General features: G+C 67.3%; 20 protein-coding genes. 5 read left to right on the top strand and 15 right to left on the bottom strand.

Annotation, left to right across the window (positions count from 1 at the left end; genetic code table 11):
* Window positions 1-165 precede the first annotated feature (165 nt).
* The 3 genes from ACLBYA_RS15545 (at window position 166) to ACLBYA_RS15535 (ending at window position 3,296) form a co-directional block, all read left to right on the top strand.
* On the top strand, window positions 166-1,668 hold the full coding sequence (locus ACLBYA_RS15545) for an LCP family protein (protein ID WP_447710311.1): 1,503 nt from the start codon (window positions 166-168) through the stop codon (window positions 1,666-1,668).
* A 13-nt stretch (window positions 1,669-1,681) separates the two neighbouring features.
* Complete coding sequence (locus ACLBYA_RS15540; RefSeq protein WP_447710310.1) at window positions 1,682-2,383, top strand: TIGR03089 family protein; 702 nt, start codon at window positions 1,682-1,684, stop codon at window positions 2,381-2,383.
* 112 nt (window positions 2,384-2,495) lie between these two features.
* Entirely contained in the window at window positions 2,496-3,296 is an 801-nt protein-coding gene (locus tag ACLBYA_RS15535) for a class I SAM-dependent methyltransferase (protein WP_447710309.1), read from the top strand.
* A 96-nt stretch (window positions 3,297-3,392) separates the two neighbouring features.
* Here the strand turns inward: ACLBYA_RS15535 and ACLBYA_RS15530 are convergent, their stop codons facing one another.
* From ACLBYA_RS15530 to ACLBYA_RS15520, 3 genes are read right to left on the bottom strand one after another with little or no spacing between them, the layout of a single operon-like run.
* Window positions 3,393-4,553: an acyl-CoA dehydrogenase gene (locus tag ACLBYA_RS15530; protein ID WP_447710308.1), complete on the bottom strand. Its 1,161-nt coding sequence runs from the start codon at window positions 4,551-4,553 to the stop codon at window positions 3,393-3,395.
* A 54-nt stretch (window positions 4,554-4,607) separates the two neighbouring features.
* Window positions 4,608-5,120: a 5-(carboxyamino)imidazole ribonucleotide mutase gene (purE, locus tag ACLBYA_RS15525; RefSeq protein WP_447710307.1), complete on the bottom strand. Its 513-nt coding sequence runs from the start codon at window positions 5,118-5,120 to the stop codon at window positions 4,608-4,610.
* Window positions 5,117-6,352, bottom strand: coding sequence for a 5-(carboxyamino)imidazole ribonucleotide synthase (locus ACLBYA_RS15520; protein WP_447710406.1), 1,236 nt, complete (start codon window positions 6,350-6,352; stop codon window positions 5,117-5,119). The genes purE and ACLBYA_RS15520 overlap by 4 nt, the downstream gene beginning before the upstream one ends.
* Before the next feature lie 98 nt (window positions 6,353-6,450).
* Here ACLBYA_RS15520 and ACLBYA_RS15515 point away from each other — a divergent pair, with 98 nt between their 5' ends.
* Window positions 6,451-7,164 (top strand): GtrA family protein, encoded by a 714-nt coding sequence (locus ACLBYA_RS15515; RefSeq protein WP_447710306.1) that lies wholly within the window; start codon window positions 6,451-6,453, stop codon window positions 7,162-7,164.
* On the opposite strand, the gene ACLBYA_RS15510 is transcribed toward ACLBYA_RS15515, so the two are convergent.
* The 10 genes from ACLBYA_RS15510 to ACLBYA_RS15465 all read right to left on the bottom strand — a co-directional run bounded on the left by ACLBYA_RS15510 (window position 7,119) and on the right by ACLBYA_RS15465 (window position 19,308).
* Complete coding sequence (locus ACLBYA_RS15510) at window positions 7,119-7,637, bottom strand: PH domain-containing protein (RefSeq protein WP_447710305.1); 519 nt, start codon at window positions 7,635-7,637, stop codon at window positions 7,119-7,121. The two genes, ACLBYA_RS15515 and ACLBYA_RS15510, sit on opposite strands and share 46 nt — an antisense overlap.
* A gap of 11 nt (window positions 7,638-7,648) precedes the next feature.
* Entirely contained in the window at window positions 7,649-8,449 is an 801-nt protein-coding gene (locus tag ACLBYA_RS15505; RefSeq protein WP_447710304.1) for a biotin--[acetyl-CoA-carboxylase] ligase, read from the bottom strand.
* The gene (locus tag ACLBYA_RS15500; protein ID WP_447710303.1) at window positions 8,439-9,695 is read right to left on the bottom strand and encodes a lipase family protein; all 1,257 of its coding nucleotides are present in this window, start codon (window positions 9,693-9,695) and stop codon (window positions 8,439-8,441) included. Before ACLBYA_RS15500 ends, ACLBYA_RS15505 begins: the two co-directional genes overlap by 11 nt.
* A 41-nt stretch (window positions 9,696-9,736) precedes the next feature.
* On the bottom strand, window positions 9,737-11,230 hold the full coding sequence (locus ACLBYA_RS15495; RefSeq protein WP_447710405.1) for a sugar transferase: 1,494 nt from the start codon (window positions 11,228-11,230) through the stop codon (window positions 9,737-9,739).
* 610 nt (window positions 11,231-11,840) lie between these two features.
* Window positions 11,841-13,070: an alpha/beta hydrolase gene (locus ACLBYA_RS15490; protein WP_447710302.1), complete on the bottom strand. Its 1,230-nt coding sequence runs from the start codon at window positions 13,068-13,070 to the stop codon at window positions 11,841-11,843.
* Window positions 13,070-14,368 carry an acyltransferase family protein gene (locus ACLBYA_RS15485; protein ID WP_447710301.1) on the bottom strand — a complete coding sequence of 433 codons (1,299 nt, stop codon included), beginning with the start codon at window positions 14,366-14,368 and terminating at the stop codon, window positions 13,070-13,072. Before ACLBYA_RS15485 ends, ACLBYA_RS15490 begins: the two co-directional genes overlap by 1 nt.
* A 36-nt stretch (window positions 14,369-14,404) precedes the next feature.
* The gene (locus tag ACLBYA_RS15480) at window positions 14,405-15,646 is read right to left on the bottom strand and encodes an alpha/beta hydrolase family protein (protein ID WP_447710300.1); all 1,242 of its coding nucleotides are present in this window, start codon (window positions 15,644-15,646) and stop codon (window positions 14,405-14,407) included.
* 7 nt (window positions 15,647-15,653) lie between these two features.
* Window positions 15,654-16,385 (bottom strand): YveK family protein, encoded by a 732-nt coding sequence (locus ACLBYA_RS15475; protein ID WP_447710299.1) that lies wholly within the window; start codon window positions 16,383-16,385, stop codon window positions 15,654-15,656.
* Window positions 16,382-17,644, bottom strand: coding sequence for a lipase family protein (locus tag ACLBYA_RS15470; protein WP_447710298.1), 1,263 nt, complete (start codon window positions 17,642-17,644; stop codon window positions 16,382-16,384). The genes ACLBYA_RS15475 and ACLBYA_RS15470 overlap by 4 nt, the downstream gene beginning before the upstream one ends.
* Window positions 17,645-17,646: 2 nt before the next feature.
* Entirely contained in the window at window positions 17,647-19,308 is a 1,662-nt protein-coding gene (locus ACLBYA_RS15465) for a P-loop NTPase (RefSeq protein WP_447710297.1), read from the bottom strand.
* On the opposite strand from ACLBYA_RS15465, the gene ACLBYA_RS15460 reads away from it, so the two are divergent.
* Window positions 19,271-20,764, top strand: a complete 1,494-nt coding sequence (locus ACLBYA_RS15460; RefSeq protein WP_447710296.1) for an O-antigen ligase family protein — start codon at window positions 19,271-19,273, stop codon at window positions 20,762-20,764. The two genes, ACLBYA_RS15465 and ACLBYA_RS15460, sit on opposite strands and share 38 nt — an antisense overlap.
* On the opposite strand, the gene ACLBYA_RS15455 is transcribed toward ACLBYA_RS15460, so the two are convergent.
* Both ACLBYA_RS15455 and ACLBYA_RS15450 read right to left on the bottom strand, forming a co-directional pair.
* Window positions 20,761-21,885, bottom strand: coding sequence for a glycosyltransferase family 4 protein (locus tag ACLBYA_RS15455; RefSeq protein WP_447710295.1), 1,125 nt, complete (start codon window positions 21,883-21,885; stop codon window positions 20,761-20,763). The two genes, ACLBYA_RS15460 and ACLBYA_RS15455, sit on opposite strands and share 4 nt — an antisense overlap.
* Window positions 21,882-23,075, bottom strand: coding sequence for a lipopolysaccharide biosynthesis protein (locus ACLBYA_RS15450; RefSeq protein ID WP_447710294.1), 1,194 nt, complete (start codon window positions 23,073-23,075; stop codon window positions 21,882-21,884). Before ACLBYA_RS15450 ends, ACLBYA_RS15455 begins: the two co-directional genes overlap by 4 nt.
* Window positions 23,076-23,078 lie beyond the last annotated feature (3 nt).

Here is a 23,078-nt window from a genome sequence, read left to right as displayed (position 1 = left end):
GAACGCCCTGCGCACGCGGGGATTCGAGGCCCACCGTCAGACCCGGCGGATGCTCCGTCTTTCGTTCGCTGAACGGTTCTCGTTACCGGCAATCCGCGCACGCGAAGACTTGGCACGCCGGAGCGCTTGGGCGGACATCGCAGCCCCGGACAGTAGCCTGGGCTGATGCAGAATCGGCTGACCAGGACGGTCGGCGTCATTGCCGCGGTCGCGGTGGTGGTGTCCACCGGCGTGGCGTGGAGCACGATCCGTTCGTTCGAGGACGGCATCCACCACGTCAATTCGGCGGCCCTGGGCGGCGGCGGTGAAGACGGCGCGATCGACATCCTGCTGGTCGGCGTCGACAGCCGCACCGATGCGCACGGAAACCCGTTGTCCCCCGAAGAATTGGCGTCGCTGCGCGTCGGTGACGATGTGGCCACCAACACCGACACCATCATCCTGGTGCGCATCCCGAACAACGGGAAGTCGGCCACCGCCATCTCCATCCCGCGCGACACCTACGTCGAACTGCCCGACAACCAGGGCAAGATGAAGATCAACGGGGTCTACGGCGATGCCAAGCTCGCCACCATGAAGGACCTCATCGAGGTTCAGGGCATGGACCCGGTCCAGGGTGAGAAGAAAGGTATCGAGGCGGGCCGCGAGGCACTGATCGAGACCGTCGCGTATCTGACCGGTGTCACCGTCGACCACTACGCCGAGATCGGCCTGCTGGGCTTCAGCCTGATCACCGATGCCCTCGGCGGTGTCAACGTCTGCCTGAAAAACCCTGTCTACGAACCTCTTTCCGGCGCCGACTTCCCGGCCGGCTGGCAGAAGCTGGACGGCCCAAGGGCTTTGAGCTTCGTCCGGCAACGTCACGACCTGCCGCGCGGTGACCTGGACCGGGTGACCCGCCAGCAGTCGGTGATGGCGTCGCTGGCCCACGAGGTGATCTCGGGCAAGACGCTGTCCAGCCCGGCCACCCTGAACCGGCTGCAGACCGCGGTCCAGCGCTCGGTGGTGCTCTCCGACGGCTGGAACATCATGGATTTCATCACCCAACTCCAGGAGATCGCCGCCGGCTCGGTGGCGTTCGCCACCATTCCGATCCTGCGCGAGGACGGGTGGAGCGATGACGGCATGCAGAGCGTCGTACGCATCGACCAGGACCAGGTGAAGGAGTGGGTGGACAGCCTGCTCAACGAGCAAGCCGAGGGCAATACCGAGAAGGTCGCCTACTCACCGGACAAGACCACCGTCGACGTCGTCAACGACACCGATGTCAACGGGCTGGCCTCGGCGGTCTCCGAGGTGCTGACCGGTGGCGGGTTCACCGCGGGGGCGGTCGGCAACCACGAGGGCGAGCGGGTGGCCAACAGCCAGGTCCGCGGCCCCAGCGTCGACGACCTGGGCACCCAGGCGGTCGCCAAGCAGCTCGGCAATCTGATGGTCGTCGAGGACCCGGCGATGGCACCGGGCACCGTCCAGGTGGTGCTGTCCGACGACTACGCCGGTCCCGGCTCCGGCCTGGAGGGCACCACCACCGCGTCGGCGGATCCGGCGTCGACGGATTGGTATCAGGGTTACGAGGGCGAGGATCTGGTGTCCGCCGGCGAGACCGCGCCCCCGCCGCCGTCGCCGATCATCACCGCCGGTTCCGATGACCCGCAGTGCGTGAACTGAGGTGAGCGCCGGCGTGACGGTCAGCGCTGCACTGCTGGATCCGCTGCTCAAGCGCGATCCGGTCGGCCCGCGGATCACCTACTACGACGATGCCACCGGCGAACGCATCGAACTGTCGGCGGTGACGCTGGCCAACTGGGCGGCCAAGACGGCCAATCTGCTGCGTGACGAACTCGGCGCGGGACCGGGCAGCCGGGTGGCGGTGCTGCTGCCGGCGCACTGGCAGACCGCGGCGGTGCTGCTCGGTATCTGGTGGATCGGCGCGGAGGCGGTGCTGGCCGGCCAGGCGGATGTGGCGATGTGCACCGCGGACCGGTTGGACGAGGCCGACGCCGCGGTCGGAATCGGCGAGGTCGTGGCGCTGTCGCTGGATCCGTTCGGCAAGCCGGTGCCCGATCTGCCGATCGGGGTGACCGATTACGCCACGTCGGTTCGGGTGCACGGCGACCAGATCGTGCCGGAGCGGGCACCGGGGCCGGCGCTGGCCGGCCGTGGCGCCGACGAGGTGGTGGCCGCGGCCGTCTCCGCGGGGCAGGCGCAGGGGCTCACCGAGCAGGATCGGGTGCTGTCGAGCGCCACGTGGGACACCCCGGATGAGCTCATCGAGCATCTGCTGGCGGTATTCGCGGCGGGTGCGTCGCTGGTACAGGTGACACATCCGGATCCAACACGTTTGGACCGGCGCCGTGAAATGGAGAAGGTCACCCGCGGCTGAATATTCCGGCCGACTCAGGAATGAAATATCCTGGCCGTCAATATCAAAACTCAAAGTAGGCCATTTGCGCCTGCGATGAGAACCTTGTGACAGGATGAGTAGCCTGTGACAAGTGGAAAGCATCGCCATGAAGTTCGCTGCGTATCGCCATATCGGCCATCGAGGTGTGCAGGGCTATACGGAGTCGTCGGCGATCGGGTTGCTACACGCCGTCGACGAACATCAGCGCGCCTCCGGTATCAATGGTCCGATCGCCGAGATCGGCGTACACCACGGACAGTTGTTCATCGCGATGAAACTGCTGCAGCAGCCGGGCGAAGCGGCCATTGCGATCGACCTGTTCGAGGACCAGGAAGCCAATATCGACCAATCGGGTAAGGGCGACCGCGACCGCTTCCTGGAGCACCTCGACAAATGGGCCAACCGGGACGGTCTGATCATCCACCAGGGTGACTCGACCCAGATCGTGCCCGGCGACATCCCCGAGATGTCCGGGGTGCGACTGTTCTCCGTCGACGGCGGACATACCCAGGAGACCGTCCTCAGCGATATGCGACTGTCCGAGAAGAGCCTGGTCGACGGTGGCGTCGTGATCGCCGACGATGTCTTCAACCAGCAGTGGCCCGGCGTCTGCGTGGGCACCGTGCACTATCTGGAGCAGGGCGGCGCGCTGGTGCCGTTCTACATCGGCTACAACAAGGTGCTGTTCACCCAGCCCGAATACGCCGCCCGTTACCGCAGGGTGCTCGACGCCGCCTATGCCGGTAAGACCATGACCGCGGTGTTCGAGTCAACCTTCGTCGGGCACCCGGTCAGTGTGCTGGTGCCGGTACCCAAGCATCCGGTGCACATCGCGCGCCGCAGCAAGGCGCTGCGCAGCACGTATCAGAAGGTCGCCAAGCGCTTCAAGTAGAACGCCGAACAGACGCGAATGGTCGCAATTCCCCACGGAATTGCGACCATTCGCATTCCCCCGCGAGCGGGAGGTGCCCCCGCCTCGCGGGGAAAGTCAGCGGAGCAGCTGGCGACTCATCACCACACGCTGGATCTGGTTGGTGCCCTCGTAGATCTGGGTGATCTTGGCATCACGCATGAACCGCTCGACCGGGAAGTCGACGGTGTAGCCGTAACCACCGAACAGCTGCACGGCGTTGGTGGTCACCTCCATCGCGACATCGGAGGCGAAACACTTCGAGGCCGACGCCAGGAACTGCAGGTTGGGTTCCATCCGCTCCGCGCGGGCGGCGGCGGTGTAGACCATCAGCCGGGCGGCCTCGATCTTCATCGCCATGTCGGCCAGCATGAACTGGGTGTTCTGGAAGTCGGCGATCGACTTGCCGAACTGCTTACGTTCCTTGGTGTAGGCGATCGACGCGTCCAGCGCACCCTGGGCGATACCGACGGCCTGCGCACCGATGGTCGGCCGGGTGTGGTCCAGGGTGGCCAACGCGGTCTTGAACCCGGTGCCGGGCTCGCCGATGATCCGGTCCCCCGGGATGCGGCAGTTCTCGAAGTACAGCTCGGTGGTGGGCGATCCCTTGATGCCCATCTTGTGTTCCTTCGGACCTGCGGAGAAGCCCTCGTCGTCCTTGTGCACGATGAACGCCGAGATGCCGTTGGCACCCTTGTCCGGGTCGGTGACCGCCATGACGGTGTACCAGGTGGACTTGCCGCCGTTGGAGATCCAGCACTTGGTGCCGTTGAGGATCCAGTCGTCGCCGTCGGCGACGGCCCGGGTACGCATCGCCCCGGCATCGCTGCCGGCCTCGCGCTCGCTCAGCGCATACGACGCGGTGGCCTCACCGGCGGCGATCGAGGGCAGCACCTTGTGCTTGAGCTCCTCGGAACCGCGCATCAGCAGGCCGGTGGTGCCCAGCTTGTTGCAGATCGGGATCAGCGAGGACGAAGCGCACACCCGCGCGACCTCTTCGATGACGATGCACGCCGCAACCGCGTCCGCACCCTGGCCGCCGTACTCCTCGGGGATGTAGACGGCGGAGAAGCCAGAGCCGTCCAGTGCGGCAAGAGCCTCATCGGTGTAGCGCGCCTGCGCATCCACCTCGGCGGCATACGGCTCGATCTCCTTCTCACACAGCGAGCGCAGCACGGTGCGCAGCTCATTGTGCTCGTCGGACAGCTGGAACAGGTCGAATGACGGGTTGTCAACCATCTTGGATCTCCTCGCTACTCACCGGTAACTATATGCCGGTTAATCGCGATTCACTCAATCACCGAGCAAGCTGTCCCGCAATGCGGAATCCTTGGCCAGCACCATCGCCTCCAAATCGGCCTGGAACGCCTCGATGCGCGCCCGCAACGCGGGGTCGCCGGCACCGAGGATGCGCACCGCCAGCAGTCCGGCGTTGCGGGCCCCGCCGATCGACACCGTCGCCACCGGGACACCGGCCGGCATCTGCACGATCGACAGCAGTGAGTCCATCCCGTCCAGGCGGGCCAGTGGGACCGGCACCCCGATCACCGGCAGCGGCGTGGCCGCGGCCACCATGCCCGGCAGATGCGCCGCACCACCGGCCCCGGCGATGATGACCTCGATACCGCGTCCGGCAGCCTGCTGGGCGTAATCCAGCATCCGGGCCGGGGTGCGGTGCGCGGAGACGACACCGATCTCGAACGGGATGTCGAATTCGGCCAACGCCTCGACGGCGGCCTCCATCACCGTCCAGTCGCTGTCACTGCCCATGATGACCCCGACACGCGGGATCGCCTTCGTCGTCATGAATGTCCATCCCATCCGTCGGTCCACTGTGCATGCGACAGCCAGTGCGCCCCCCGCTGCGCCCGTTCCCGCAGTGCCGCAACATATTCCGCGTCATCAGGAGACCCGTCGGGCGCTCCCACGATATTGACGTGCCCGATCTTGCGCCCCGGGCGCTCGCCCTTGCCGTACAGGTGCACCTTGGCATCGGGCATCCGCCCGGCCAGGTGGTGCACCCGCTCGTCCATCGACATCTCCGGCGCCTGCGCGGCACCCAGCACATTGCCCATCACCGTCACCGGGGCCAGCGCCGAGGTGTCCCCGAGCGGGTAGTCCAGCACCGCGCGCAGGTGTTGTTCGAACTGGCTGGTGCGCGCACCGTCCATGGTCCAGTGCCCCGAGTTGTGCGGGCGCATCGCCAGCTCGTTGACGAGGATCTTGCCGGTCTCCGTCTCGAACAGTTCGACGGCCAGCACACCGACCACCCCGAGCTCGGCGGCCAACCGCAGGCCCAGCGCCTCCGCACTCGCCGCGACCTCGGCGGGCAGATCGGGGGCCGGAGCGATGACCTCCACACAGATTCCGTCACGCTGCACCGTCTGCACCACCGGCCACGCCGCACCCTGGCCGAAGGGTGAGCGCGCCACCAGCGCCGAGAGCTCGCGACGCCAGGTCACCCGCTCCTCCAGCATGATCTCGACACCGTCGGCCAGATAGTCGGCGACGGTCTGCCGGGCATGGTCCAGGTCGCGGGCGAGCACCACACCGCGGCCGTCGTACCCGCCGCGGACGGTCTTGATCACCACCGCCGACCCGGTCCGCTGGGCGAAGGCGTCGACATCGTCGATGCTGCGCACCGCGGTATAGGCCGGGATCGGCGCACCGAGCGCCTCCAGCCGACGTCGCATGATCAGCTTGTCCTGGGCGTGGATGAGCGCCTGCGGCGGCGGCGCGACCGTCACGCCCTCGGCGACCAGCGTCTCCAGGTGTTCGGTCGGGACATGCTCGTGGTCGAAGGTCAGCGCCGCGACACCCTGGGCGGCCCGACGCAGCGCGTCCAGATCGGTGTGGGCGCCGATCACCACATCGGGGGTGACCTGGGCGGCGGGATCATCCGGGCCGGCGGCCAGCACCCGCAGGGTCTGCCCCAGCGCGATGGCGGCCTGGTGGGTCATTCTGGCGAGCTGGCCCCCGCCGATCATCACGACAGTGGGCGCGCGGGAGGCACTGGGCGTTCGGGGCACGGCACATATGTTGTCATGTCCGACGTACCCGCCACGCGAACCACCGGCACCGGCGGTGACCTGCACAGGTTCACGTTGGGCTGGCGGTTTACGTAGACTGCATCTTCGTGTCCTTCGCTGATGCCACGATTGCGCGGCTCCCCCGCCCGATCCGGCCCTTCGCCGAGCGGCACCATGAGCTCATCAAGTTCGCGCTGGTCGGCGCGACGACGTTCATCATCGACTCGGCGATCTTCTACACCCTCAAGTTGACGGTGCTGGAGCCCAAGCCGGTGACGGCCAAGATCATCGCGGGCATCGTCGCCGTCATCGCCTCCTACATCCTGAACCGGGAGTGGAGCTTCAAGGACCGCGGCGGCCGCGAACGCCACCACGAGGCGCTGCTGTTCTTCGGGGTGAGCGGTGTCGGGGTGCTGCTGGCCATGGCTCCGCTGTACTTCTCCAGTTATGTGCTGGGCCTGCGGGTGCCCGAGGTGTCGCTGACGGTGGAGAACATCGCGGACTTCATCTCGGCCTACATCATCGGCAACCTGATGCAGATGGCGTTCCGGTTCTGGGCGTTCCGCCGGTGGGTCTTCCCCGACGAATTCGCCCGCAACCCGGAGAAGGCACTGGAGTCCACGTTGACCGCCGGCGGTATCGCCGAGGCGTTCGAGGACCACCACGAGCATATGGGCCAAGATGGGCCCGCCGCCGGAGGCGGCCATCTCGGCCGCAGCGTCGGGCACGCCCAGAACGGCACGGTGACCCCGCTACACAGCCGGCGCGGGCCGGATCAGCTGGGCGATTCCTCGGAATCGAGGGTGTCGAAGACTTCGTGATAGAGCAGGGAGTGCACCTGCTCGACTCGCGGAATGTCGTAGAACTCCAGCGGATCCTGTGACGCCGATTCGATGATCAGCGTGCCGGTGCGCAGCACCCGGTCCAGGATGCCGTGCTTGAACTCGACGCTGTTGATCCGGGCCAGCGGGATGTCGATGCCGCTGCGGGTCAGCAGGCCGTGGCGGAACATCACCCGCCGGTCGGTGATCACAAAATGTGTTGTCCACCAGGTCAGGAACGGCCACACCGTGAGCCAGCCGACCAGTACCAGCCAGATCGCGGCGATGACGCCGAAGATGATCCGCTTGGCGTTGTCGTCCCAGTCGGTCTGATTGACCCAGCCGGCGCCGAACGCGGCCGCCGCACTGGCCAGCAGCAGCACCAGCACCGGCCCCAGCAGTCGCTTCCAATGCGGGTGTCGATGCAACACGACATGTTCGTCCCTGGCCAGGACGTTTTCCGGGTAGCCCACAACGGTGGACTCTACTCAAATACCTGCCCTGACAGCGGCCGTAAATGCACAATGTCGGCGGCGGCCACCACTTCGGTGCCCGCACCGGTGTCGATACAGAGTCTGCCCTGCTCATCGATGGCCGACGCAGTGCCGGCCAGTTCCCGACCACCGGGCAGCAGGGCACGCACCGACCGGCCCAGGGTGGCCGACCGGGCGCGGTAGTCGGCCAGCAGCGCGGCACTCTCTCCCGCCTGCCAGGCGCGGATACGCGAGCCCAACTGGTCCAACAGGTTTCGCGTCACCTCGGTGCGGTCGGTGGTGGCGCCCAGGATCTGCAGCGAGGTGGCCCCGGTCTGGCCGAGTTCGTCGGGCGTGACGGCCACGTTCAGGCCGATGCCGAGCACCACGACCGGTTTCGGGGAGGCCACCTCGGCCAGGATCCCGGCGATCTTGGCGCCTTCGACCTGGACGTCGTTGGGCCACTTCAGTCCCGCGGTGACGCCGCCGGCGGCCAGGGTGTCGACGACCGCGACACCGGCCAGCAGCGGCAGCAGGCCCCACTGCCGCTCGTCGACACCGGCCGCAGAGATCCCGACCGACACGATGACGAGCCCGCGCGGCACCGCCTCCCAGGTCCGTCCGCCGCGTCCGCGACCGGCGGCCTGGTGTTCGGCGAGCAGCACCGCACCGGCGATCTGCTCATCGGCGGATCGGGCGATCAGGTCGGCATTGGTGGATCCGGTCTGCTCGACGATGTCGAGCCGGTGCCACGGCTCGCTCAGTCCGGCGCGCAGCACCTCGAGGTCCAGCGGCGGCCGCTCAGCAGTCATTGCGCACCGGCTGATCCGCGAATCGGGTTGCCATCCAGTTCAACTGGCTCACCAGGTCGACCTCCGCATGTCCTTTGTCCGGCTCGTACTGCACCGTGACGGTGCCACCAAGGGCGCAGGCCCGTTCGATCGCGGCGGCGGTCCACTCGGCGTCGACCAGGGTATCGGCGCCGCCGTACCAGACCGACATCGGTGCCGACAGCGCCCGTTGCGGCAGCGCCCAAGCCTGCAGCAGCGACCGTAACCGGTCGGCTGCCGCGGTGTTCTGCGGTGCGACGTCGGCGGGCTTGAGATGTTCTGCGGCCGCACCGCGTTGGTAGATCTGCGGCGCCTGACAGGCCGTCAGCACCGACCAGTGTTCGGCGGCCGCCCCGGCCCGGTAGTCGTCGCGGTTCAGATCGGGGTGCAGACGCGCCAGCGATTCGACGATCACCGGCAGTGCCAGCATCTGGTCGGTGGTCAGCCGGCCGGCCAAGGACTTGTCGACGAATCCGCTGACATCGGCGGCCGGCGCGGCGGCCACCGCGCCGAGCAATTGTAGTTCCGGTGAATACACCGAGGCCTGCTCGTCGGCGGCCCAGGTGGCCGCTCCACCCTGCGAATGGCCGAACGCCATCCAGGTGCCCGAGACATCACCGAAGGTGCGCCGCAGTGCGCGCACACTGTCGATCATGTTCAGGCCGGCGGTCCTGGCATCAAGATAGGGGTGAAGCCCCTTGGCGCCCAGGCCTTGGTAGTCGGGCACCGCGACCGCGTAACCGCGGTCGATGAAGGGGGTGACAAACGCCAGCGCGCCGAGCATGGTGTCCGACAGCGACGGTGCGCACGGCCCGTCGATGCCGACGGTGCCGTGTCCGATCGCGACCACCCGCCAGCCACCCGGCGGCGGATCCGCCAGCGGGGTGAACACCGAACCGGACACGACGGTGGGTTGCCCGGTGTCACCGTTGGTGGACCGGTAGAGCACCCGGGCGGCCCGCAGGTTGCGGGCCTCGATCCGGCGGGTCACCCCGGGCATGGTCGTCGCCGAGACCAACGACCCCGGTCCGGCCTCGGTCAGATCAGCGGTCGCGACGGGTACCGGCAGCCCACCCGAGGACGGGAAGGTGTTGACGACCGTGAGCCCGACGGGCAGCGCGAACGGCAGCAGCGCGGCGTAGACGGCGATCTGCGCGACGAGCGCGATGATGACGGCGAGAATTCCGAGGAGCCGGCGCGGTCGGCGGGCACTGACCTGGGACGGCACGGTCTCCACGTTACCGGAGCACCGCTGCGGATCTGGCTCCGCTAGTAAGCGCCGGTACCACCGAGGACGGTGCGCACCGTCTTGATCGCGATCAGCAGATCACTGCTGATGGACCAGTTTTCGACGTAGGACAGGTCCAGCCGCACCGAGTCGTCCCAGGACAGGTCGGCCCGTCCGCTGACCTGCCACAGACCGGTGATGCCCGGCAGCACCAGCAGCCGGCGGCGGACCTGGTCGGTGTAGGCATCCGCCTCGCACGGCAGCGGCGGCCGCGGCCCCACGACGCTCATCTCCTTCTTCAGGACGTTGATGAACTGGGGCAGCTCGTCGATGCTGTACCGACGCAGGATGCGGCCGACGGTGGTGACGCGGGGGTCGCGGCGGATCTTGAACAGCACACCGCCGTCCATCTCGTTCATATCGGCCAAGCTGGCGACCATCTTGTCGGCGTCCACGACCATGGTGCGCAGCTTGATCATCTGGAACGGCTTGCCGTCCAGACCGATCCGCTCGGACATGTAGAAGATGGGTCCACGGCTGGTCAGTTTGATCGCGATGGCGCTCACCAGCAGCAGCGGGAACGCGGCGAACAGGACGCTGACCGACACGAAGATGTCGAAGGCTCGCTTCTGCACTTTCTTGGTGCCGCTGTACTGCGGCTTCTCGACGTGGATGAGCGGCAGTCCGGCAACCGGGCGCATCGTCAGGCGCGGGCCGGCGACGTCGACCATACCCGGGGAGACGACCAGGTCGACACCGAGGCGGTCCAGATCCCAGGACAGCTCACGCACCCCGTCGGGGCCGAGGTGTTCGGTGGTGGTCAACGCGACGGTGTCGGCGTTGACCTTGGCGATGGCGTCTTCGACCTGGTGCTCGTCGCCGAGGATGGGCAGCGGCCCGACACCGGGCACATCGAGGGTGCCACCGCCGACCCGACCGGTCAGGCAGACACCGACCACCGAGTAGCCGTAACCCCAGGACCGTTCCAGGGACTGCACCAGGCTGCGCACCGCAGCGGCGTTTCCGACCGCGACCACCGAGGTGACGCACTTGCCCCGCTTGCGGTACCAGGCCAGCACCTTGCGGCAGGCGCTGCGGCCGATGACGAGGAAGACCAGACCCAGCGGGAAGGCCAGGGCCAGATAGCCGCGGGCGTACTCGGGCCGGAAGATCATCAGGGTGACCGCGACGACGCTGATGGTCGACAGGGTCGCCGACAGCACCCGGCGGTACTCCTCCATGCCGGCACCGACGATCCGCGGGGATCGGGTGCGATAGGCCGCCAGCAAACCGAGCCAGATCAAACCGAAGATGACCGACAGCAGACCGAAGTACTTGGTCAGCGGGTCGAAGTCGGTGACCGGCCGGCCGAGTCGGACCATCTGCGCGACGGCCATGGCCGCCCCCACCACCACGATGTCGGTGACCAGCAGCGCGCGACCGTAGCGCTTCTGCCAGAGCAACCCATCGTGGTCCCGAGCGGGCGCCGGGCTCGCCAGGGCGATCGGCGCTTCCGTCTCACTCACCAACGTCACGTGCTCGTCCACCTTCGTTTGCTGCACCGGTCACTGCATGCTGCCTAAGACTATCGCTTTGTTTCCTGATACATGCAACATTTTGGGCCAAATATCCACCCATTGGCTGACGCGGGCGCAAATTCGCTCGCCGCTCCGACGACGATTTGCCCACCCCCCTCGACCGTGCGTCCCGACCAAAACTGACGTCGGCGACTATTTCTCCAGGTAGATAGCATAATCCACCCTTGTTAATCAGATGCACTCTTGTCTTTTCGTTCAGGTAGCCACAGCGTTACATCGACAGCCCGATCGGCGTTTTGCCGCATGACGACCCGAGATAGCATTGCTGGAAATTCGATCGGACGCAAAGTGCCCGGTTTTCCCGCTTAGCCGCAGCCGAGCGGTCGCCGGCAACGTAGCCAGCCAACCTCGGACAACAAGACATTCACTCAGGTGATTAGTTTCACAGTCAACAACAACGGCGTTCTGGTGCCCCATTCGGAGCCGATCCAAACATCGGATCGGTCGACGGGGCGCCCTACCGTAACGGGTCACTGGCGGCGGGCATCCGCACGGGCGATCCCACCGAAATGTGGCGGGCACACCGCGGCCGCCTCCGACAACGCGGCTACTGTCCGCACTCGCTGGTCGCGGGCAACCCCTGCAGCCGCTCGGTCAACCAACCCAGCTGTGCCGCGACATCCAGGTCCCCGTGCCCCTTGTCGGGCTGGAAATCCCAGACCACGGTGCCGCCCATGGCGCAGGCACCGGCGATGGCGTTGGTGGTCCAGTCCGGGTCGATGTATTCGTCCTCACCGCCGTAGACCACCGACATCGGCGCCGCCAGCGGCTGCTGCGGCAGTGCCCAGGCACGCAGATATCCGCGCAGCCGATCGGCCGCCTCCGGCGTGGTCGGCGCCAGATCACCGGGCTGCAGCTTCTCGATGATGTCCTCACGGTCGTGCACCGCCGCACCGGAGCAGGCGATCAGGGTGTCCCAGCGTTCGGCGGCGATACCGTGCCGGTAGTCGTCGCGGTTCACGTCCGGGTGCAGCCGGGCCAGCGACTCGATGATCAGCACCAGTGCCGCACCCTGCTCGTTGGTCAGCGTGGCATTGACGGCCTTGTCCACCAGGCCCGCCACATCGGCCACCGGCGCCAGCGCCAGCACACCGCGGGGCAGCAGCTCGGGGGCGTAGGTGCCGGCCTGCTCGCCCACTGCCCATACCGCGCCACCACCCTGCGACCCGCCCAGAGCGGCCCAGCGGTCCGAGACGTCGGGATAGGTGTGCTGCAGCGCCCGCACCGAGTCGATCATGTTCACCGCGGCGGTCCGCGAGTCCAGATAGGGATGCACACCCGGGGCGCCGAGTCCCTGGAAGTCGGCGAACGCGACCGCGAAGCCCAGATCGGTCAGCTTGACCACCCACTCGGTCATCCCGAGCAGCGTGGCCGACAGCGAGGGCGCGCACGGTTCGTCGATCCCCACCGTGCCGTGCCCGAACGCCACCACCGGCCAACCGCCGGCCGGCGGGCTGCCCTGCGGGGTGAACACCGATCCGGACACCTCGGTCGGCTGCCCGGTGTCACCATCGGTGGACCGGTACACGACGCGCGCCGCGTTCATCGCCGAGCCCTGCGGGGTACGGCTGAACTCGGGCATCGTCATCGCGCTCACCAGTGAACCGGGACCGGTGCCCGACAGGTCGGCACCGGCAATGGGCTCGGGTGCTGCGGGCGCCTGCGGGTCGGACAACCCGACCTTCTGGCGCGCCTGCGGCGAAAGGGCAAGCAACGCACCGGCCACCACGATCACCACGGCCAGGACACCGCCGGCCACCAGGAGAACGCGGCGCATCAACGCTTCCGGAACCGCTTGACTAGATCCAGCCCGGGACGTTCGACGGTGTAATAGGTGATCGTCGACAGGACGATCGTCACGGCAGCCACGACAGCAACGTTACGGAACATTCCGCCCCAGGTGTCACCGGCGGCCAGGTCGTAACGGCCCAGCAGCAACAACACCGGGTAGTGCCACAGGTACACCGACAGCGAGATCAGGCCGACAAAGTAGAACGGTTTGGCGTCCAGGTAGCGGGCCAGCCGCGAATCCCTGCCGCGCGCCAGCGGGAACACAACGATCGCGATGAACACGGCGGACACGAAACCGATTCCGGCGGTGGCGAATACGGTGCCCTTCACAGCCAGCACGAGCGCACCCGTGAAAGACACCAGCAGCAGCGGGAAGCACAGCAGGTAGATCCGCTTGGCCGCCGGGGCGGAGATGACGCCCTGTTCGATGGCCACGAAGATGATCGCGGCGATCATGCCGTACGCGAACAGATCGGCATTGGTGACGAAGCTGCGCATGAACACCGCGGCCCAGGTCGGCCCCCAGTTCTGCATCATGACGGTGTCCGCGCCACTCGCCTCGAACACCAGCGGCGCGAACAGCCTGCCGACGATGCCGATGAACAGCAGGATCGCCGGCGCCAGGCAGGCCAGCAGCAGCGGTTTGACATCGGTACTGCGCCGCAGGCGGAACAGCAGCATGCCCAGCAGCGGCAGCGATGCGTAGAACGCGATCTCCAGCGTCAGCGACCAGGACGGGCTGATCCCGGTCTGCACGTAATCCGGGATGTAGGTCTGGGTCAGCGTCAGGTTGGCCAGCAGTTCCCACGGATCGGTGATCATCCCGGTGCCCTGATCGGTGCCGTGCGGCTGGATCGCCGAATTCTCCACATACGCGACCTGCAGCAGGTAGTTGCAGATCAGGAAGATGACCAGGTAGCCGGGGAACACCCGGAAGATCCGATGCAGCACGTACTGCTTGGTGTCGGGCAGCGCGGCCTTGGACCGGTCCCTGGTCAGCCGCCGGATGTAGGGCAGGAACAATAGGAAGCCGCTGAGCACGAAGAACAGGATCAGCGCGAGCCCGAGCACGCCCAGAAACGCCTTGTCGTGGGTGACCGGCGAATAGCTCAGTGCGACATGGCCGGCCACCACCGCCAGGCAACCCAGTCCACGGATGCCGTCGAGCCCGATGATCCGGGCCTGGGTCGGCGAGCTGGCCACCACCTGCGACTCGATGACCGGTTCCAGTGGTGCCGTATCTTTTCGGGCGGCCTCCCCGCGGGCTGCGTTCGTATCTGTCATGGGCGTTCTCCGGTCGGGCTGGTTACGTCGGAAGCGCTAGACACCCTTGAGGATCGACGGGCCGCCCTCCATCGTGCAGGTGTTGTCGGCGGGTGCGTCGGCGAACCGTTTGATGATCCAGTCCAGCGCGACGATCGGATCGAAATCACCGTGTCCGCGACCACCAGCGATGAACGATGCCACGGTGTCGCCCATATCGCAGGCTCTTCGCACCGCCTCGGTGGTCCAGGCCACCGGCACCACGTCGTCGGCGTCACCGTGGACCACGAACATCGGGGCGGCAGCCGGCGCCTTGGGCAGCCCGCTCATCTGCTGCAGATAGCCGCGCAACTTGTCGACCGCCTCGGGGCTCGACGGGCGCAGATCCTCCGGCGGGATCTTCTCCGCCACCGCCAGCCGTTCCTCGGCCGCATCGACCGAACAGCCCGCCAGCAGCTTCCAGTTCTGCGCCACCAGACCGCGCCGGTAGTCGTCCAGATCGAGGTCGGGGTGGGCGTTCTGCAGGGACGACAGGATCAGCACCATGGCGATTCGCTGCTGCGGGGACAGTGTGCCCTCGGCGGCCATATCGGCCAGCCCGGTGATATCGGCGGCCGGTGACACACTCACAGACCCGAGCAGTCGGGTGTCACGCGCGCCGTAGGTGTTGAAGACCTCGTTGGCCGCCCAGGATGCCTGCCCGCCCTGGGACACCCCGAAGGCGACCCAGCGATCGGAAATGTCGGGCACCAGACGTTTCGCGGCGCTGGCCGCGTCGACCATGTTGTAGCCGGCGGTGGTGGCATCCAGATACGGGTGATAGCTGTTGGTGTTGCCCAGTCCCTGGTAGTCCGGGACCACCATCACGTATCCGAGGGTGACCAGCGCGCGGATCGCGTCGGTGGAACCCAGCAGCGTCGGCGACAGCGACGGTCCGCATTCGGCGAGCACACCGGTGGTGCCGTGGCCCCACACGATCGCCGGCCAGCCGCCCTCGGGCGGGGTCCCGTCCGGTGCGAACACACTGCCCGACACCACCTGCGGGCTGCCGTCGACGCCGGAGGTCGAGTTGTAGGTGATGCGGGCGGCGATCGAGGTGATGCGCAGCAGTCGGCGGTCGACGGTCGGCAGCTTGGCGGCACTGAGCAGGGCACCAGGCCCGGTCGCCGAGAAATCGGCGGGCAAACCGATCTCGGTCACCGTCGGTGTGGGCGGCGCCGGCTCGGGCTGAGCGCAGCCGGCGGCCACCAGGGCCACCGCCAGCATTCCACCCGCCAGCATCTTCTTCTGCGAGATCACGGGGCTCCTAGGGTTTTCCGGACATCGTGACGTTGACGACGTCGACCAACTGGCCGCGGGTCAGCACGTTGTCGCGGGCGATACCGAATGCCAGTACCAGCACGGTGCTGAGCGCGAAGCCGACCCCGGCGGCCACGATCAGCGTGTTCGTCACATCGGGTTCCACCGCATGGGCGGTCGTCGCCGCATCGACGGGGATCAGCTCGGCGACCGGGCCGGTGTACTGGATAGCGTCGGTGGGTTCGGCCTGGATCCACTCCAGCTCTCCCGACAGCTGCATCAGGTTGCGCGCCAACGCGTTGACCGCCTTGACCGTGGTGTCGGCGTCGGCGCCGGCCACCGTCACCCGCAGCAGCACCGAGCTGGGCCTGCCGAACCTGTTGATGCCGTATGGCTCCCAGGTCGCCGACGTGTCGGCGGCCAGCTGCTCGGCGGTCATCGGCAGGCCCGCCTCGTCGATGGCACGCTGACTGATCACCCGGGACTGGGCCAGTGCGGAGTAGGTGGTCATCCGGCTGTTGGCGCCCAGACCGCCGGCGTAGGCGGAGTAGGTGCCCGGGTCACCGGCCACCGACGCAAACAGCAGCGCCGAGGCGGTGTAGCTGCGTTCCCAGGTGAGTTTCTGCACCAGGTAGGCCGCGCCCGGGGCCAGCAGAGTGGCCAGCAGGATGATGGCCCACCCCTTGGCCAGGATCGTCAGATAGTCGCGGACCCGCGGAACATCAACCGGCGCCCTCAATTTCGGCCCACACAGTCATTCGGCGGTGGCTCCACCCCATCGAGGCGGTCCATCAGCCAGCCGATCGTGAAACCGCTGTCCAGATCGGCGTGGCCCTTGCCGATCCCCTTCTCGATCTGGATGTAGCTGCCCATCGCACAGGCGCGGTCCAGCGCCTGTTCGAACCAGGCCTGGTTGACGAGCATGTCCTGGGTGCCGTAGCCGACCACCATCGGCGTCGTGTTGGGCGCCTGCGGGACGGCGATCTCGGCGAGGCGTTCACGCAGCCACACCATGTCCTCATAGGTGGCCGGTTTGAGATCCTCGTTGGTCATCAGCGCACGGACCCGGGCGATGTCGTCGAAGTTCGGCGGAATGCAGTCCAGCAGCGCATCCCAGTTCTCCGCGGTGACGCCGCGCCGGTAGTTGTCCAGGTTCATCTCGGGGTTGAACCATTTCAGCGACTGCAGTGCGAACACCAGGGTGATCCGCTGGTCCGGGGTCAGCGTCTCGTTCCACGCGGCATCGGCCAGGCCGGACATATCGGCGGCGGGCGCCATCGACACGGTGCCCAGCAGGTTCATGCCCTGCCCGTAGGTGGGTGCCTGCTCGGCGGCCGCCCAGACCGCCAGGCCGCCGGCGGAGTGACCGTAGGCCAGCCAGTCGTCGGTGGTCTCGACACCGACCCGTTGTGCGGCGCGCACCGAGTCGATGACGTTGTAGCCGTAGGTCTTCGCATCCAGGAACGGATGCTGGTAGCCCTCGACCCCGGCGCCCTGGAAATCCGAGACGGTGACCAGGAAACCCGACCGCACGAACACCGACATGGTCCAGGCGTTCAGCGGCAGGCTGCCGTACAGGCTGCTGGCGCACTTGTTCAGCACACCCTTGGTGCCCTGGCCGAAGGCCAGGATCGGCCAGCCACCCTTGGGCGGGTCACCGGGTGGGATCGCCACCGCACCGGACACCTCGGTGGGTTCACCGTCGACGCCGGAGGTGGACCGGTAGACGATGCGCATGTAGGTCGCGTCGTCCTGGTCGAGCATCTCGCTACCCGCCATCGGCTGCACCGAGATCAACGAGCCCGGACCGTCATCGGTCATATCCGGCGGTGGCAGCCGCGGCTTCCCGTCGAACGGCGGGTTGAATTCCTTGATGGTCGGCAGCGCCGAGGCCTCCGGTGGCGGCGGTGGCTCGGCGGGCGCACACGACACCAGCACCGTTCCGGATACGAAGGCCGCGAAGAGCGCCGCGGCGCCACGCATCAGACTCGGCGTCACACCTACCTCTTGGCGGATGACGAGGTCTGTGTCTCGGCGGCGGTGTCATCGTCGGCCACCGCGGGTGCGCTCTGGGTGCGTGCACTGTGCCGACCGTCGGACGCCGTCTCGCGGCGGTGTCCGGGTTCGCAGGTCGCCACCACACCGAGCACGGTGGCGTGCGCGGTCTGCAGCACCGTGATGCTCTTGCGCAGCGCGGAGGCCTTGGTGTGCCCGATCCGGCCGAGCACCAGCGCACCGTCACCGAGGGTGGCGGGCACGGTGCCGTCGGCGAACTTGGTCAGCGGCGGGGTGTCGATGATGACGTACTCGAAATGGCCACGCAGCAGTTCCAGCACGCGCGAGGTGCGCTGGTCACCCCACAGGTCGCGGCGCACCGAGGGCACCGGTCCGGCCGGCAGCAGCGCGACACGCGTGCCGGGCACCTCCAGCAGCGATTCGGACAGATCGTGCTGACCGGCCAGCAGGGTGGTGAACCCCTTGGTACCTGCCCGGTTGACGGCCTCGCGGTCGAGTTCGAGCAGCTCGGGCAGGTCGGGCTTGACCAGGTCGCCGTCGACCAGGACCACCGAGTGGCCGGCCTCGGCGAAGGCCGTGGCCAGATCGATGGCGGTGATGGAGCGACCGTCCTGGGCCGACGGGCTGGTCACGGCGATCACCCGGGGATGCTGACCGTGCGCGTTGCGGGCGAACTGCACATTGGTACGCAGCTCGCGGACCCGCTCGACGGCCAGGCCGCCGGCGTCGATGTCCAGCAGCCCGGCGCGATCCTTGCCGGCGACGAGAGTGCCCAGCAGCGGGACACCGGTGACATCCTCGACGCGCTCGCTGCGGCGCACCTTGGTGTCCGAGATGCCCAGCGCAATGGCCAGCAACACACCGATCACCAGGCCTGCGACACCGCCGGCGGCCATCCGGATCGGCAGGCCCATGGACTCGACCCGGGTGCCGTAACTCGCGTCGTCGACCAGCACGGCGGCCGCGGCGGCCTCGCCACCGCGGCGTGAGGTCTCCAGCTCGGCGGTGACGTTGACCAACTGATCGGCGATGGCGTTCGCATAACGCTGCGCGGCGGCCGGATCCGGATCGGTGGCGGTGATGTCGAGCAGCACCGTCTGCGGCATCGGCACCGCGGTGATCTTGGCGCGCAGTTCGTCGACCGAGATCGGCGCCTTCAGCTGGGCGATGGCGCGCGCGGCCACCTGATCGCTGGTCGCCAGGCCGGCGTAGGAGAACACCCGCTCCTGGGAGAACAGGTTGTTCTGGTACGCGTCACCCACCGAGGTGCCACTCTGGGTGGTGACGAACAGCCGGGTCGTCGAGGAGTACTGCGTCGTCGACATAAAGGAAGTGGCATATCCGACAGCAACGCCGATCAGCGTTGCCAGAAGAACCACCCACCAGAACCGGCGAAAAATACGCAGGTAATCACCGACGGCCAAGGGAGCACTCCATTCGCTTCTGGATCGCCACGACAATGCAACGATAGCGTCAACAACGGCAGCCGCACAGTTTGCGGGTGACACCCTAGGTAGCGGCGCCAGCGAAACCGATGCAAGGATAGTTGAATGCAACAACGGTGCAGTAAAGCCGTGAGGATCATTCCGCAATGAAGACGAGTCCGCAATGAAACTCGGCGCGCCGTCGCGTAGTGGGCTGCTCATCGGCGCCGGGATCGTGGTGTTCACGGTGCTGGTGGCCACCGCCGTCACGCTGGCGGGCAAGCCGGGGATGATGGGCCTGGCCGCGCTGATCGCGCTGTCGGTCGGCGTCTACATCGGCCTGCGGCACCCGCTGTGGCTCTATTGGGGCATGGCGGTCGCGATCGGCACACTGCCTTTCGGCTACTTCCCCGGTGTACACCTGCCGCTGTATCTGCCGTTCGCCGGTGGCGCGATCGTCGCCGCGCTGGTGCATCCCAATGCCGCCAAACGGTTCCCGGTGCTGGGCAGCACCTTGGCCAAGGCCGTTGCGGTGCTGGTGATCATCTCGGGTGTCTCGATGGTGGTGACCTTCAGTTCGATCGTGAACATCCTGGACTACACCAAGTGGGCCATCGCGACGGGCGCGTTCTTCGCCATCCTGGCGCTGCCCGCCGAACACCTGGCCAAGTTCGGCCGGGTGTTCGTGTACGCCGCGAGTTTCAACGCGCTGTTCGGTATCGCCTCGATCATGATGGGGTCCAATCAGATTCTGCTGCAACCGTTCCGGATCTTCGGCTACGCGGTCGCCAACACCGAGCGGTTCTTCTTCACCGGCGGCACGGCGGACCTTCGCGGCGAAGGTCGATTCGCGGTGGCCGCCGACAGTCAGGCGTTCAGCCGGCTCGGCGGGCTGTGGCTGGACCCCAACGCCGCCGGTATCGGCCTGGTCATCTCGTTCGTCATCGCGATGATCCTGTTCACCGGTTGGCGCCGTGTCGTACTTGCCGGCATCCTCGGTGCGGCAATTGCGTTGACGCTCAGCCGATCCGCCATCGTCAGCCTGCTGGTCGGCGTGGTTCTGGTGTTCATCTTCCACCCGATGCGCTCACGCGACCGTCAGTTGATGATCGGCACCCTCACGCTGGCCGTCATCTCCGCGTTCATGGTGCCGTCGGTGCGCACCCGGCTGTTGGGCACGCTGAGTCAGAACGATTCCGGGGCCACCGACCGGATGGACTCGATCCGCGAGTTCCCCGGACGGATGGACGGTCACTGGCTGTTCGGCTGGGGTTGGTCGCAGCGCGAGTTCAAGGACGGCACCTACGCCTTCCTGGAGAATTTCGTGTCGAACGCGCCGTTGATCGCGATCCACCGAGGCGGGATCTTCGTCGGTCTTGCGTTCCTGGCTGTCGTCGCGATCGGTTGCGTAATTGGTTACCGACTGCTACGAGCAAATTCGCTACCGCGGGCGCTATATGGCGGCGTATTCATCGGATTCTCGTTCGTGGCGCTCAATCTCGACCACCCCGTGGTGGTCATCTCGCAGATCGTGTTTCTGTACACGTTTTTCCTGGTTTTCCTGGCCTACGCCGACCAGTTGCGCCGCGAGGCCAAGGCGGACGACGAGCTGGAGGCGCGCACCCTGGAAGCCCGAAAGTATCAGGAACCGCCGGTGCCGGCACCCGCGGGCCGCTAGGTCAGCAGGGCCGCCACGGCGCGGTGCGGGCGGCGCTGCTCCCAATACTGCCGGTTGAGCTCATAGAGTCGGTCCCCGGCCGCGCTCGCCTGCCCGATATCGAGCAGGTAGCGCCGACACGCGGCGACGAACTCGTCATCGTGATCATGGGTGTCGAGCTCCAGCAGGTCGCCCAGCGATCCGATCGCGGCGGTGGTGCCCACCACCGGCAGTCCCATCCGGGCGGCGTCCAAGATCTTGACCCGCACTCCCCCGCCGGTGCTGATCGGGGCGATCATGGCCCGGCAGGTGGCCAGGAACCCTGCCAGGTCGTCGACGAATCCCAGATCGCGTACCCCGCCCGGATACACCGGGTCGGCGGCCTTGGCGTTCTTGGCCCCGATGATGCACAGCTCGGCCCCGTCGATCCCGGCGGCGATGCGCGGCCACAGCCGCAGCGCGGTCAGGAACGCCTCCTGGTTGGGTGGCCAGTCCCGGGTGCCCATCAGCACCAGCCGGCGCGGCGTGTCGGCGACCGGCACCTGGGCCGCCGGCGGCAGGGTCAGATCCAGCCAGCGTGCCGCTGCCACCCCGTTGGCGCGGTAGAACTCGGCTTCGGAGGCGTCGTAGGTGCCGACGGCTGCGGCGGCACGGGCGACGCGCAGCTCATCGCGGACCAGCCGGCCCACCTGCAGCCTGCCCAGCACGCCGCGGGTCGCCTTCCACACCAGCGACTCGCTGACGTGGGTGTTGACCACCAGCCGGGCCCACCCGACCTGCGTGCTGCGCAGGAAGGATTCGGCCATGTAGCTGTGCTCGGCGACGAAGACATCGGCATCCGCCACCGTGATGGCCGCCACCAGCTCGTCGTTGTCGAAGCGGGCGTGCGCCAGGCTGCGGCCGGTGCGCACCGTGTCGGTGAGCAGCCGCACCGGCTGCACACCCGATTTCGCGATCCGCTGCAGCGGCATCCCGCCCGCGACCAGGTCGGTTTCGACGGTGCCCGGCCGCTGGTGGCTCAGGCAGATCGCGGACACCTCGCAGCTCTCCGCCGCCAGTGTCATCACCAGCCGGGACAACTCCACATCACCGCCGTGCTCGGCAACCGGATCCTTTGACAACAGAAACTTTGCTCGTGTCACGTTTCTGCCTTGAAGTCTGGCACCCTGCGGGGTTTGCGGTAGAGGATGAAGGCATAGATGCCGAGCAGCAGCGCGTCGGCGATCACCGTCGCGATGGCCGCGCCGACCGCGCCTGCCACGGCCAGCAGCGCCACCAACCCGAGTTTGACCGGCAGCAGACTGATGTTGGCGACCAGCCGGGTGGTGTCGCGGCGCTGCAGGTACAGCACCGCCTGGAACACCGAGGTGACGGTGCGCATGCCGCAGAACAGGCTCATGATGATCATCGCGACGGCCAGTTCCTGAGGTGCCGGGGTGAACAGCATGACCACCCCGACAATCAACACCAGCAGCCAGGCCAGCACCCCGAGGATCAGCGTGCTGCGCAGCGGCGGGCCGGCATCCAGCGCGCCGTCACCCTCACGCATCGACCGGTTGTAAGACATCCCGAACGACTGCCCGACGGCGACGATCGCGATGGTCACGGTGACGGTCAGCGCGTAGTAACCGACCGTGGTGTCGTCGGTGAGCCACCCCAGCAGCAGCACATCACCCTGCAGGTAGGCCGCCAGCCCCAGCATCTCGCCGATCAGGATGGCGATGAGCTTCGGCGGGCCGGGCATCCCGGGCCGGTGCCGCACCACGATTAAGCCGACCACGATCGCGGCCACGACGTACGGCGACACCAGCCACATGCTGGCGACCTGCAGGTTCGGCTGCTCGGCCACTAATAGGTAACTGCCGGCCAGGGCGACGCTGACCACCTGCCGGATGGTGTCCAACTGGGCCACCCGTTGCGGCTGCCCGTCCCGGGCCCAGTGACTCTGGTAGGTCTTCATGATGATCTCGCCACCGGCGACGAACAGCCCGAACCAGGCGATGTAGCTCACCTCGACCAGCGCGACACCGACCACCATCAGGGCCAGGCCCAGCAGATACCGCGAGGTGCGTTCGGCCAGGAAGCGTTCCTCGGATTCGCGCACCGCCCGCACCGCAAACGGATTGTCCAGCGGCGGACCGATACACGAGAAAACTGCGTACGCCATGCCGTACTGGCCGTAGTCGGCGATGCCCAGGTAGGCGATCAGCAGGGCCGTCCACAGCAGCCCGACCCCGCGACCGCCGTAGAGCCAGAACACCGCCCACAGCGTCCGCATCAGGTGATGCGAAGTGGTGGGCGCAGCGGTATCCGGCCCGGTCGGATCGGCCATGTT

It is taken from the genome of Mycobacterium sp. C31M (assembly GCF_053345865.1).
Note: the sequence above shows the minus strand (reverse complement) of the source record. Positions and strands in the feature narration are given on the sequence as shown.

Coding starts and splice junctions, on each gene's coding strand:
- ACLBYA_RS15530 (WP_447710308.1), bottom strand. CDS start 4,553: ATGGTTGACAACCCGTCATTCGACCTGTTCCAGCTGTCCGACGAGCAC.
- ACLBYA_RS15505 (WP_447710304.1), bottom strand. CDS start 8,449: ATGACTGCTGAGCGGCCGCCGCTGGACCTCGAGGTGCTGCGCGCCGGA.
- ACLBYA_RS15460 (WP_447710296.1), top strand. CDS start 19,271: ATGAAACTCGGCGCGCCGTCGCGTAGTGGGCTGCTCATCGGCGCCGGG.
- ACLBYA_RS15485 (WP_447710301.1), bottom strand. CDS start 14,368: ATGACAGATACGAACGCAGCCCGCGGGGAGGCCGCCCGAAAAGATACG.
- purE (WP_447710307.1), bottom strand. CDS start 5,120: ATGACGACGAAGGCGATCCCGCGTGTCGGGGTCATCATGGGCAGTGAC.
- ACLBYA_RS15450 (WP_447710294.1), bottom strand. CDS start 23,075: ATGGCCGATCCGACCGGGCCGGATACCGCTGCGCCCACCACTTCGCAT.
- ACLBYA_RS15490 (WP_447710302.1), bottom strand. CDS start 13,070: ATGCGCCGCGTTCTCCTGGTGGCCGGCGGTGTCCTGGCCGTGGTGATC.
- ACLBYA_RS15465 (WP_447710297.1), bottom strand. CDS start 19,308: ATGAGCAGCCCACTACGCGACGGCGCGCCGAGTTTCATTGCGGACTCG.
- ACLBYA_RS15545 (WP_447710311.1), top strand. CDS start 166: ATGCAGAATCGGCTGACCAGGACGGTCGGCGTCATTGCCGCGGTCGCG.